Source organism: Cyanobacteria bacterium FACHB-DQ100 (assembly GCA_014695195.1).
Lineage (GTDB): Bacteria > Cyanobacteriota > Cyanobacteriia > Leptolyngbyales > Leptolyngbyaceae > Leptolyngbya.
In genome coordinates, this window is sequence record JACJNW010000019.1 from 16990 (window position 1) to 29977 (window position 12988).

Below are 12988 nucleotides of genomic sequence, written 5' to 3' on the forward strand. Positions count from 1 at the left end.
GTCAAGAAAGCCCACACGAGCGGATTTCCTCGATAAGATTTCGAGTAGGACACCTAGCCCCTCTTCCTGAGATGCCCGACACCTACAGCACTGAGGAACTACTCCAAATTCTGTCACGAGAGCGGCAAGCCTGCATCAACGGGCAACGCTTAAATCTTGCCGCAATGCCGTCTGGAATTAATCCACTGCTCGATCGCTTTGTTAACTCAGACGGCATCCAGCGCTTTACGGCTTACCGCGACTTCCGGAGTGCCATTCACCAGTACCAGATCGAGCATCAAGTTTCGGGCATCGTCTGGACGGCTCTAACGATCGAAGGTAAAACGTGCCGCTGCCCCAGAATCCACGAGCAGTTAATTAGCTTGCCGTCTGATTTGGCAATTCTCAAAGCTGAGAAAGCAAAGGTGATCGAATTTTGGCGCTCCGTCACGATCGGATTTGATTCTTATCTGAGTCTGAATAGCGGCAAACTGCATCAACGGGTGACTCAGGAAGACATTGAGCGAATTGATGCGCGATCGGAGTGGGCAGTCTTGAGCCAGCAGGGAAAAGCGGAAACCCTAGAACTAATCTTGCAACTCGGTTGGGGTAAGCCTGAAGAAGCTGTTTACCGTCGAGGATTTCCAGAGTCAGGCAGTGAATATATTCATGCAGTGCGACCCGGACGAGTGCCGATCGGGTGATGGCGCAATTTTTGATCCCACTCAAACGTATCGTAATACACGTGGCGGTCTTGGGATTCTGTGCCTCGCGTTGGTTTTGTCCTACTGAACCCGAATCCAGCGAACGCAGAACACAATAATCCAACCATTCGGCGCTGTATTGGATTTGCAAAACGCTGGGACACTACCTTAGAAGTGGATAGCATTAGAAGTAGATAGCATTGAAAGCTGATATTTCTATTCCAGAAGTATGTAGTAACACGCCTTTAAGGTGATAGAAAGAATTGTCTGATGCTAATCTTTCGTAGAAGTTTTGTGACAAGCTTGTGTCAGAATTCGCTACTTGCCTGATAAACTACACTCAATAAAATAGTTTTTGTCACTAGAATAAATTTTATTGAGTTGAGTTAGCCTTACAGTGAAGTTTTTGCTAATGTTTCAGGCAGAGTCTATCCTAATGATACTTGGCACCCTCATCAGCATTTTTTACTCATATTTTTTCGTATTTAAGCATTGATTCAGCGCCATGAATTTCGCCCTTAGTTTTATCAAACTGTTCTGCGATCGCGCAGTCTTCGGTTCTGGAAATCCTGCTATTCCGCACACCTCTGCCGACAGGTCAATCTAAAATGGCGGGCGAAAAAATTGCTATTGTCGAAGATGAAGCGATTGTTGCACTTAGTTTGCGAGCGCGATTAGAAGCCGCGAATTATGCGGTCACTGGAATTGCTGACTGTGCATCTTCCGCGCTATCACTTGTTACAAATACGACACCTGATCTTGTTCTTTTAGACATTAAATTAAAAGGCGATCAAACCGGAATTGACATCGCTCAAGCAATTTACGATCGCTGGCGAATTCCAGTGATTTTTCTCACAGGTTATCCCGATCTAGCCATACTTCATTCTGCCGAAACAGCAGATTTATTCGGCTATTTAGTAAAGCCAATTGATTCCATTACTCTCTATGGCGCAATCAAAATTGCACTGCAAAAGTATCAGTATCAACAGCACCTTGAGAAAGTCATTCAGGAACGCACGACTGAATTAGAAATCATGAGTCTGTGCTTGCAGCAAGAAACTGCAAAATCTCAACGTCTAGAGAGCGAAATCCCCCAAGCCCTCGACGAACTGCACGCCCTCAAATCACGACTTGTCACCACCATTTCTCATGAACTTCGTACACCTTTGGCGATCGTTCTCACTTCGGCTGAATTGATCGAGCGGCTCGGTGCAGACTGCTCATCAGAACGACGATCGCGCTATTTCCAAAAAATCCGCGATGCGATTCAAGCCATGACAACCATCTTGACTAACACGCTAACCCTTGAAAGAACGAACGCAGCTACACTCAAAGCGCAGTCCGCTCCCTTCAATCTGCATCAGTTGTGTCTGGAAATTCTTTCTACTGTCGAGCCTCAGTACCGCATCCAGTCTCGATTTTTTGGTGAACCACAAGTTAATCTTGATGCTGAGTTGTTCCGGCTGATTTTGACTCATCTGCTCAGTAATGCGCTCAAATTCTCAGAAGAAGACATCGATTTAGAAGTTCGATACTGCGGAGATCGAGTGACGCTGATCGTGAGCGATCGCGGTCTAGGCATTCCACCCGAAGAGGTGGCTCTGGTGTTTGAGCCATTCTATCGAGCAAAGAACGTGAGTACGATCGCGGGGGGCGGCTTGGGTCTCGCGATCGTCAAGCAATGCGTCGAGCTTCATGGCGGCACGATCGCAGCGCAGAGCGAATTAAGGCAAGGAACGATCATGCGGATCGAATTGCCGATCGACGCAACAGTCTAAATTTAAAGCCGTTTAATTATTGCCCTCAAACTACTTGGTAAGAAAAGCAAAACGTTGCCCAAACACTGACATCGAGCGCAAAAAGCTCAGAAGCGTTAATCCAGGAGGATGTGCCGCTTGCACAATGAAGATCTTGTAAAACTGCTTGTGCAACCTCAAGAAAGTTAGGCAAAGAGCGCACAAATCCTGTTCCTGAACCGAGTACTGCCTGCGCTTGCTGAAACGGAACGCGACTGCAAACTAGATAAATTTCAGCGAGTCCAGAGGGAGCTTGAATAATCCAATCTGTAAGAGACTGCGGAACGATCGCGGTTTCGCTCGGTGCGATCGACGTTTGCGCCTGTCCATTCTGCATCGGATTTAACAGAATACCTGCTCCTTGGTGATCAAGCCCCAACACCAAAAAATGAATCGGACTCAACTCTCCATTTTCAATCCGTAGCCGAATCGGAGTTCCGACAGGAAGCGCAAGAACTTTTCCATCTGCAGGCACAACCGTTGCCGCAGACGATCGCTCGGTGTGTTGCGCTGCTACCTTAACATCGTTGACCTCAAGCGATGCCCGCACTGCCAACTCAGAAACCGTAGAATTTGTGGTTAAGCTCAGCAGCTTCGCCCCTAAAAGCGTTTGCAGTCGTGGTGCAAGGCGGCGAACCGCTAACTTTATGGCTTCACCCGATTCACCCGATGTGCCTACGATCGCGTCCCGTCCTTGCGAAAATAAGCCATACCCCGCAGGTGGAATCGTGCCTTTCATCGCATCAGAAGTCAGCGCTGCCACTTGAGTCGTTTCCTCAACTTTGCTGAATAGATAGTCTGCCGCTTGTTCTCCCGCGATCGCGGCTGATACTCTTGGCAATCCAGACAGCGCACTCACCGCATCCACCCGCTCAACCCGATTCAAAGCGGCATCGATTGCGATCGCTAATTTGACATCCTTGGCAAAGGTGCGGATTCTTTCTCGGACTCGTTGCCCAATCTGTAAATTTGCTGATTCGGTTAGCAATCGCGCTTTTGCAACCAATCCATTACGCTCAGCAATTTGTAACAGGGGACGATCGTCCGTTTCGACCCGCAGCACCGCACCCGGACTATACGCTTCTAACACTTGTGGCGGTAGTCCTCCCAGCCAGAGTTGCACTAGCTTATCATCGATCTCCTTGATCACCCCATCTGCGGGTGGTTGAATCGCGGCAATGTGGAAAGGTTTAAGGGGACGATCGCGGTTTTTTTGCCCTATTAATATTGGCTGTTGCCTGCTATCCACCCGCTTCGCAATCAGTTCCGAAGCTTGTTGCAGGCTAATCCGCAAAGTGGTTTCGGATGTTGCTTGCCACAATTGTTGCGTCAGCGCATAAGTAAACAATCCTGCAGTAAACCCATTCCACAGCGATTCTGCTGTCAACTGCTGATCTGTTGCAGCCGAGAGAACGACTCCGGGCAGTTGTCCCGATCGCCATCTCACCCGCGCTTGAGTGCGATCGAGTCCGGTACTGGCAAGCAGCGTTTCTTGGAATTCCAGTTCTGCGGCGATCAGTTGAGAAGCTGGGTCACTGGGGCGCGATCGCAGCTTTAAGTTACCGCGCTGTGAATAGCCAGGATAAAGGTATCCTGCATCCAGAACCGTTGTGACTTGTGAAGTTGCAAGCGATCGCAGCAATAACAATAAGGTGTCTTGAGAAAGCGCGTTGGCGATCGCGTCTTCTTTTGGATCATCTACCGTTAGCAAAACAGGCTGAATATCATCTGCGGTCGTACCCAGTTTTTGTAAGCTGCCAAATCCGCTAAAGTGAAACACAACCACATCATCGGGTTGCGCTTGTCGAGTCAAATGCTCTATGAAATGCGTTTCGATTTGCGATCGCGTGGCTTTCTGGTTTGTGAGAACCACGATATCACTGGGATGAAACCCAAAGCGATGAATTAACAGTTCCCTTTGCAATTCCAAATCGGTTAAACAACCATTTAACGATGAATTGCGATATTGGTTAATCCCAACCAAGAGCGCGAGTTTGCGCGGCGTGGGCTGTGCCAAAACTCTAGCCGCACGACCGAGTAAGAGTTGATCGACTCCCCAGGCTCCGCAAAAGATTCCGGCTGCTTGCAATAGCGATCGACGTTTCATGCCCTGATCCCGCGCCTCTCTTTTTCAGAGTAGCAGGTTGAGATTCTTCTCGGAACCCGCATCGATCTGGATCGCTTACGTTTTGCTTCGATCTTTTGCTGTACTGAGAATAAGCCGATACACTGCAAGGTCAGGTGTATCATGTAAGCCGTTTAATCGGTGTCAGGGAGAATCATCAATGGGTTTACCTTTTGTTTTAGAGATTGCGATCGGATTGGTGTTTACCTATCTAATTTTGAGTTTGTTGGCATCAGAGATACAAGAGCTAATCGCAACAGTGCTGCAATGGCGAGCCAAACACTTAAGAGACTCGATCGAGGTGCTGCTTGGAGGCGGCATTCATTCCCCAGAAGAACAGCGCGTTCGGGATTTAGTGGCCCAATTGTATGATGATCCTCTGCTCAAGAATGTCAATCAAGAAGCAAAAGGCGTAATGGCGCAAGGGTTTCGGAAAATTACTCGCGCCCTGGTTCCCGGAAATCGACCTGGAGCGTTTGGCAATCAAGCAACAGGCCCGTCCTACATCGCCCCGGAGACTTTCGCAACTTCGCTGATCGAGCGTTTGGGTGTGAATTCAATGGTCGATAAGCTCTCAGCAGTGCGATTTGAGAAATTTGTCGATCGCATTGCGGGGCATTATTGGGTGAATCAGTATGGAGAAGTGGAATTGCCCTCGGATGACACCTTTAAGGATGGCTGGGAGCGCGGCGCAATTCGAGAAATCGCTGCCAAGTCAAATCAACCGAGCCTGAGTGCCGATCAAAACTTCCGCTTGCTGGTTGAAGATTACGATCACATCCTCAAAGCTTATCAATCTGGACAAGCCGATCTCGAAACGAGCATTGCGCGACTCGGAGAAGGATTAGATGCTTACATCGCTGCTTGCTCCAACTTAGATCAAAGCTTTTCTGACACTAAGCTGTATGTGCGGCGATTGCAGTCTTATAAATCAAGCCTATTTGGTCAAAACAACGATCGCGCCGTCCTCGCTGGCGGATTGAGACCGAGCATTGCCGAGATTGCAGAACTCGTCAATCAAGGTACCACGACGCATCAAGAAGTCGCTGCTGCTTACGATCGCATTGCCAATCAAGCTCGCCCGATCGAGGCTCAGGTGAATGCTTCACTCCGGTCTCAGATCGAAGATTACCGCCTGGGGCTTGATCCGAATGCTCTGGATCAACCGACGAAATTTGAAGACTTAGACTATGACCTCCAGCAGATCTTTCTCTCAAATGCAGTGAAGGATCTCACCCCGGAAGAGCAGAAGATGTATACAGAGTATCAGTCTTATAAAAAGATTCGCGATGGACTGAGCCGTCTGCCGGATACAGTGAAGGAAAGTATGTCAATTTTGGCGCGACGGGCACAAACGCGGGTGCAGAGAACAGAAAACGAGATTAATCAGTTTCGCGATGAGGTTGCGACTTGGTTCGATCGATCGATGTCTCGCGCTTCTGGAGTGTATAAACGCAACGCAAAAGGGGTCGCGCTTATACTCGGTCTTGCCCTAGCGACGACGACAAATTCTGATACATTTCATATCTCCAGTCGCTTAGCAGGTGATGACAGTCTACGACGCGTCATTACGAATCGTGCTGCTCAAGTGACAACTCAGAACGCTCAAAATCCGGTGATTACTCAAGCACAGCTTAATGAGCTAAAAGCCGCAACTGATCAAGCGCTGCAAGACATTCCGTTTCCGATCGGCTGGAGTCCAGCTAATCTAACGCGGCAACTGGGCTGTCAGACCGTTTCTGGAACTGCCGCAGCCTGGAATGATGTTTATAACCGTTGTTTCACGTCCCAGCAATCTGTTGCTGCTTCAAATCCGCTGAACCTCCTGCTGGGTCTGCTGCAAATGATTGCAGGCTGGGCAGTGAGCGGACTTGCGATCGCGATGGGTGCGCCGTTTTGGTTTGATTTACTCGGTAAGTTGGTGAATGTTCGCAATTCGGGTGGCAAACCAAAACGTACCGCTGAAGAAGAACAGAGAACGAATTAGGGCTGAACAAATTAGGGTTGATACCGAATCAATTTGTTGATGCGACAGATCCTTCGCCCCCTAAATCCCCCATACTGGGGGACTTTGAGAATCCGAAACAGATTTGGCTTGAAGTCCCCCACGAGTGGGGGATTTAGGGGGCTTCCAAGATCTGTCGCACTCAAAAATCAATTTGGTATGAACTGCGATCGTAGGAGCGACACGATCGCAGTTCAAAAAAAAACACTGAGTAAGTTTCTTTGCTCTGCTTGATCACAGGATCATTTTTTCCATTGCAATTTGCAAATCTTGAGTTAAATCAGCAACCGCTTGTTTAGCTGCACGACGACTGCTTTGATAAACAGCAGCCCGATCGCTAACTGAAATCGGCTCGCCAATAGTCATTAAAACCGATTGTTTCCCTAACCTGGGTCGCTTAAACGCATTGCCGCCTTTAATCCGCGTAATCATATCCCACAACAGCAGCGTGGTTTCGGCAAAGCGATCGAGCGACGGTTTTTCCAGCACATATTTTCCGGTCACAGCAACAAAACTTTCAACCAGTCGCATATGCCAAATTCTTAAGCTCGCTTCTTCAGCAACGCGATCGGCAAGTCCGCGATCGACCGGAGGAATTTCGCCCAGTTTGAGATCTTCGCGGAAGATGAGATCCCAAGCTGCCTGCTCTAGCCGACGACAGCGATCGATCACATTGCCTTTTGTTTGCAAGTTAAAATACTGTTCTGCCACCGTCAAAGCGGCATCGAGTAAAATCTCAAGCCGGAGTGCCAGTCTTGCATTCGGTTCAGCGTTTTCAACGGAGGGTAAATCCTGGTGATAAAACCTTCTGTAGAATGATTCCATGACCGTTAGCATATGTTCTGAGATCGCGTACAATCTCGCATAACGATCTGAGGTATTCGGCTTAATTCCTGTGTCTGCTTCTAGCGATTTCAAAAGCTGATCTACAGGTTTCCAATCTTGTTTCACATAGTGGTATTGAATTCCAATTGGAACAATCACAACTTGTTCTGAGCGATCGGCTTTCTGCAAGTCCTCAACGCACCAAAAAGCCATTTGCGCGATACCGGGTTCGAGCGGGCTAACAATCTCGTTATGTCCGTTGGTTGCGCCTTCTGGGGCTGCCATTAGCGGGAATTGTCCATTTGTTAAGAGATCGCGGGCGGATTTTAATCCGACACGATCGAGCTTGCCCCGATGAATAGGAGTGCCGCCGAGTTTAGAGTACATCCAGCCGATGTGAGCACCCGCCCACAAAGGAATGCCGCGATCGTACATAAAGTGGGCGTGAGTGGGAGATTGGAGCCGAATTCCTGTTTGGCGTGCCGTTCGCGGTAAAAGATAGTGAACCAGATACATCAAGCAAAACGGATCGTCTGCACTGGGATGCCGAAACGCCAGCAATAGCCGGATCTTTCCAGCTTGGAATTGCTGATACAGTTCTGCAAGCTGTTCGACGTTCACCGCATCGATTTTGGCGATCGAGGTTTTGCGACGCATCCACACTGGAAGGATCAATCGTGCCACGCGCAGGATGTTGCGATCGAGGTCAGGCGGGATGAATTCTAAAGGTGGCTGGACGAATTGACGCGGGTGCGGCACGATCGGAAGCTCCTACAAAAACAAGATATAAACACAAGCGATGCTTGTATCTTAGAGGCGGTTTTTTCAGTTGATCACACTCGCGTTACAGATTGAAAAGCGGCTCAAAAAATGAAATTCAACTTCAATTTCCATCCGGTTTCAGTGCGGATCAATTCGATTTGACGAATAAATTCGCGAAAGTAAAATCGGCGTTCTGCCTCGGATAGATCCAGCCAAAATTGCGGAATCGAAACCGTTTGCGCGATCGCCTTCAAATTCACGGGCGGTAGCTGAGACACTTTATTTTGTAGTTCCGCAATCTCGCTCCGAAGTTTGTACGATCGCAGTTCTGCGGTTTCCGCATCTAGAATTCCGGTTTCAGTCAGTGATGGGATTTGATTTAAGATGGCTTGCTTTTGCCCGATCACGCCTTGAATGTTCGATTTAATTGCATCAATATCTGGGGTTCCCATTTCTGAAACTGCGCGGGGTAAGTCTTCACAAATCCGATCGATCGTGCATTGCAAAATTTCTTCGTAGGCAATTCCTTTACATTGTTTAGGACATTGCATCGGGCGTAGATATAAATATTCTTTTTTGCCTTTTTTGTGCGATGTCACTCGCGTTACGGTCATGCCAGATTGACAATCGCCACAGGTGACAAGCCCCGCCAGCGATCGAGGAGCGCTGGCAGTTCGAGCAGGCAATCGGCGGTTGCGTCGGAGTAAGCGATCGATTTGGGCGGCTTCGTCGCGCGACAAAATTGCGGGATGCGTATCGGGAATCGTTTCACCGGTTTGGTATTCTAAATCGCCTCGATACACCGGATTGGTGAGCCAGCGCTGCCCCGTGGAGACGGAAATTTTTTTGGCGTATTTCTTTTCTAAAAATCGAACTGCACCCCGTAAAGAACCATACAGCAAGAAATGATCAAAGAATTCTTTAACCACAGGAGCAGTGGCGCGATCGAGAATATATCGGTTGCGACTGCGCCGATATCCGTAAGGGGCTTTTCCGGGTGGCGCAAGGGTTTTGATGCGGTTACGGGCATGACCTTGGCGGATTCTTCGGCTTTTCTGATTGTGTTGTAGCTCCTGTAATTGTTGTAATGTCGCCGCTGATAACTCGTCTGATTCAACAGAAATCACTTCAACATTAAGGGATTCGAGTTGAGTTAACCGATCGCGAATCTCTGCAATCGAACTTCCCAGATCTTCAAGTCGTCGAATCAGTAATTGCACCGTTTCAGTTTCGCAATCCCGAAGCAGTTGATTGAATTGAGCGCGATCGACCGTCTCACCCGCAAAATCCTGATAGATCTGATCAATCTTCTGTTCCCACAGCGTTGTATTTGGCGTTTCTTCCAGTAGAGGATCGCTGTAGAGATAGGCAATCACTTTCATGTTAGAGATTATGCTTCTCCCAGTTCAACAATATTGTGATCAGGATCTTTGACAAACAATGCAGCCCGACCCGATGCGCTCATTTGAAATTCGCAATGATGAGCAATTAACTGCTGTTTCGCGGCTTCCAAATTTGCCACCGAGAATGCTAAGTGCCGATTTCTTCCCCACTTTTCAGCATTCAAAACTTCCGTCGCCCGGCTCGAATCTGCAATCAGATGAATCTGAAACGATCCAATTTCGTACCAAGCCCCCGGAAACTTCAAGACGCGCTCAACCTTTTGCAACCCCAACACCGTGCCATAGAAATGCTCGGATTTCTCTAAGTCAGAAACAACGATCGCAGCGTGTAGAAATTGCGTCAATTGAATCATTGCGCTCGGTTGAAGTAAGGGGGATTATTATACGGATTATAGGGCGCGGGTTCCGATTTAGCAGACGGTTGCTCTGCTGTCTTAAAAATATTGACAAATAGAATATTGCGGGCGCGATCGACGCAGCCAATAATGTCAGGATTTCTTGTGCCTGTCGGCAACTGAAAATAATTTGAGCGACCCGGCTGCGGAAAATCATCGCGGCTGCTCGTTCCTCCCGGACGCGGAAAATCAAAGCCATCTCCGGGTAAGGCTCCAGCGCGGCGAATCTCCGAGCCACAAAGGTTGGAACGGTCTCCCGCTTTTCTCACCCGAATCACAATTTGGCTGTCGGTTGAGGACTGGCTGAATTGTTCAATTAATAAATTCTGAGGAATGCCATATTCCTGTGCTTTAACAGCAGCGGGAATCAGCGCCGCAGTCGTCATCAGTAGAACCATTAGTTTACGTTTCATAACGGAATCCTTTTAGAAATTAAATGAAGCGGATTAAGGCGATCGATCTGAGTTAAAAGATCTAGTAATCGTGGATTTTCGCTGCGATTGGGTCGGCTTTTTGCCCCCTAAATCCCCCACGAGTGAGGGACTAAGAGAAGAGGAATTCCCCCGACTTGAAGAGACCTTCTAATCTTCAAAGTCCCCCAGAATGGGGGATTTAGGGGGCTAACCCGAATCCACAAACGCAGCGATCGCTCTCACATCAGTTCAGTAGGAATTACTTCAGCGAGTTATGCAGGCTTATGCGATCGCGTCACGAAACTTTAGAAACGTTTTCCACTTTTTTGCAGTTTGAAGGCGATCGAGCAACCACTTGGGCGATCGATGCTCGGTTGCGACGCAGTATGCAAAAACGGATGGAGACAGCCTCCGGATCGTCAGAGTTTTGGGCATTGTATTGGTACAAATTCTGGCGAGAATCCTGCGATCGCGTGTCGATCGATCATCTCACCGCATATCTACAAGAAACCTGCTACTGGTCAGCGCACAAAATGTTGCTGAGCTTTGCGGCGGTGCAATACACGCTACCGGACTGCTTTCAAGTTGCGATCGTCAAAGTTGAGAAAATCTTACAGAACTTTAATCCACAACACGGATTTAATCTGCAAAACTATGCCAGCGCGATTTTCTCAAGCACAATCCGAGACACGCTGCGCCAACGCCAAGAAATTGATATTTGCACAAACTGGGCATTACTGAGAAAAGTCAGTCAAAAACGCTTAATCGAGTCACTTGAGAATGCAGGATTATCATCAGGAGTGATCGCATCCTACATCCTCGCGTGGAACTGTTTCAAAACACTCTACACTCCACCCCAAAACGCTTCTACGCGCAAACTCCCGCGCCCAGATGAGCAAACCTGGAGCGCGATCGCTCATCTTTACAACGAAGAGCGCGAATCTCTCCCGGAAGCCTCATCTCCGGCGATCGAGAAATGGCTTGTCGCTTGTGCAAACTCAGCCCGAAACTATCTCAACCCCTCAGTCGTTTCCATCAACACGCCCAAACCCGGATACGATTCCGGTGAATTGCTAGACGATGTGCCCGAAAGTCCGCGAGAATCTTTGATTTCTGATCTAATCGCTGAAGAAGAACTAGAAGAACGGCAAGACCAACGATCGCAAATTAACCAAGTCCTCGAAATTGCGATCGCTGAACTTGATGCAGAACTGCGATCGATCTTGCACCTCTACTACGCAGAACGCTGCACCCAGCAGCAAATGGCAACCCGCCTCAATATCAAGCAATACACGATTTCTCGTCGGCTTACCAAAGCCAAAGAACTCCTACTAAAATCCCTTGCCGCTTGGAGCCAAACTACGCTGCATATTTCCCTCACCCCTGCCCTACTTCAAACCATGAGCGCAGTTCTCGAAGACTGGCTGCAATCCCACTACATTCCCTAAGCGCAATCCCTAACAATCCCTAAAATGTATGTCCTTCGATCTTTTTCTTGACACCGATACCGTCCAACTCCAGCAGCCCAACTGGACTGCTTATCTCAATCAGCTTTCTCTCACAGCGCTGCTTCCTTGGTTTGAGGCAGAATCATCAAATGTGCGGCTCTCACTCAACACCAGCGCCCGCCAAAGCATCTGGGCATTCGTCACCGGAACAGCTTTCACCGTTAACGGCTTTCGATTCGTCGTGATTCCAACTGAAGCGATCGACCACGACGAACTCCGCATTCCCCAAGAGTGGATCGATTTACCCGTTTGGGCAGGCGACTATTACCTCGCGGCACAGGTTGAACCCGACGAAGGACGAGTCAGCATTTGGGGCTACGCCACCCATCACACGATCAAAACTCAGGGCAGATTCGAGGGGAGCGATCGCACCTACAGCCTCACCGCCGATCAACTCAGCAATCCCGAAATTCTCTGGCTCACTTCCGAGCTATGCGCCCCGGTTCTTCGAGCCGAAGTCGCGCCATTACCTGCGATGTCGATCGAGCATGCGAATAATTTGATCGATCGCTTGAGCAATCCCAATATTCTCATTCCTCGCCTAGCGATTCCGTTCCCATTGTGGGGCGTGTTGATGGAGCATGGCGGCTGGCGACAACGTTTATATCAATCCCGGCAGGGTTTAGCAATTCAGCCTTCGATTCTAGAATGGCTGCAAACCGGAATAACGAATCTCTCCGGAATAACGAATCTCTTTGGATGGGAGCGGGTTGAACTTCAGCCAAGCTACGCCGCAGCCCGCAGCACCGAACTTGAGACTCCCACAGTGGCGCTGTCTCGGTTGCTAGAAATTGCCGGACAATCCTATGAATTGCGCGTGGTGCCACAGCCTGACGAGTCGTGGCGGTTTGAGCTAAGCAATACGCTACCGGGCGGAATGATTCCGGGCGGATTTAAGCTGCGCTTGTTAACCGAGGATTTACAGCCCTTTGAAGGCAATGAGGCGATCGCACCAACAGCAGTAGAATCCTTGTCGATCGACGTTGCCTTAGAACCCGGAGAAGGGATTGTCTGGGAAACCGAACCAATCGCAGCCCAGTACGATCGAGAAATTCTCCAGTTTTAACACGGCT

Annotated in this window: 11 protein-coding genes; 6 read left to right on the plus strand and 5 right to left on the minus strand. The window is 48.9% G+C overall.

Annotated features, from left to right (window positions below; translation table 11 throughout):
* The first annotated feature begins 71 nt into the window (after positions 1-71).
* From H6F51_04985 to H6F51_04995, 3 genes are all read left to right on the plus strand, one after another.
* On the plus strand, positions 72-683 hold the full coding sequence (locus tag H6F51_04985; GenBank protein ID MBD1821851.1) for a hypothetical protein: 612 nt from the start codon (positions 72-74) through the stop codon (positions 681-683).
* 60 nt (positions 684-743) lie between these two features.
* A complete protein-coding gene (locus H6F51_04990) occupies positions 744-881 on the plus strand; it encodes a DUF1643 domain-containing protein (GenBank protein MBD1821852.1) in 138 nt (45 codons plus the stop codon).
* Between the two features lie 410 nt (positions 882-1291).
* Positions 1292-2461 carry a response regulator gene (locus H6F51_04995; GenBank protein MBD1821853.1) on the plus strand — a complete coding sequence of 390 codons (1170 nt, stop codon included), beginning with the start codon at positions 1292-1294 and terminating at the stop codon, positions 2459-2461.
* A 25-nt stretch (positions 2462-2486) separates the two neighbouring features.
* Here the strand turns inward: H6F51_04995 and H6F51_05000 are convergent, their stop codons facing one another.
* Positions 2487-4586 carry a caspase family protein gene (locus tag H6F51_05000; GenBank protein ID MBD1821854.1) on the minus strand — a complete coding sequence of 700 codons (2100 nt, stop codon included), beginning with the start codon at positions 4584-4586 and terminating at the stop codon, positions 2487-2489.
* A gap of 178 nt (positions 4587-4764) precedes the next feature.
* Between H6F51_05000 and H6F51_05005 the strand changes: the two genes are divergently transcribed.
* Positions 4765-6591 carry a hypothetical protein gene (locus tag H6F51_05005; protein ID MBD1821855.1) on the plus strand — a complete coding sequence of 609 codons (1827 nt, stop codon included), beginning with the start codon at positions 4765-4767 and terminating at the stop codon, positions 6589-6591.
* Between the two features lie 252 nt (positions 6592-6843).
* Here the strand turns inward: H6F51_05005 and H6F51_05010 are convergent, their stop codons facing one another.
* The 4 genes from H6F51_05010 to H6F51_05025 all read right to left on the minus strand — a co-directional run bounded on the left by H6F51_05010 (position 6844) and on the right by H6F51_05025 (position 10407).
* The gene (locus tag H6F51_05010) at positions 6844-8193 is read right to left on the minus strand and encodes a 1-acyl-sn-glycerol-3-phosphate acyltransferase (protein MBD1821856.1); all 1350 of its coding nucleotides are present in this window, start codon (positions 8191-8193) and stop codon (positions 6844-6846) included.
* Positions 8194-8297: 104 nt separating this feature from the next.
* Positions 8298-9578, minus strand: a complete 1281-nt coding sequence (locus H6F51_05015) for a recombinase family protein (GenBank protein ID MBD1821857.1) — start codon at positions 9576-9578, stop codon at positions 8298-8300.
* 8 nt (positions 9579-9586) lie between these two features.
* Positions 9587-9949, minus strand: a complete 363-nt coding sequence (locus tag H6F51_05020; protein MBD1821858.1) for a VOC family protein — start codon at positions 9947-9949, stop codon at positions 9587-9589.
* The gene (locus H6F51_05025; GenBank protein MBD1821859.1) at positions 9949-10407 is read right to left on the minus strand and encodes a hypothetical protein; all 459 of its coding nucleotides are present in this window, start codon (positions 10405-10407) and stop codon (positions 9949-9951) included. Before H6F51_05025 ends, H6F51_05020 begins: the two co-directional genes overlap by 1 nt.
* Before the next feature lie 284 nt (positions 10408-10691).
* Between H6F51_05025 and H6F51_05030 the strand changes: the two genes are divergently transcribed.
* Entirely contained in the window at positions 10692-11855 is a 1164-nt protein-coding gene (locus H6F51_05030) for a sigma-70 family RNA polymerase sigma factor (GenBank protein ID MBD1821860.1), read from the plus strand.
* Between the two features lie 28 nt (positions 11856-11883).
* Positions 11884-12981 (plus strand): DUF1822 family protein, encoded by a 1098-nt coding sequence (locus tag H6F51_05035; protein MBD1821861.1) that lies wholly within the window; start codon positions 11884-11886, stop codon positions 12979-12981.
* Positions 12982-12988: the final 7 nt, after the last annotated feature.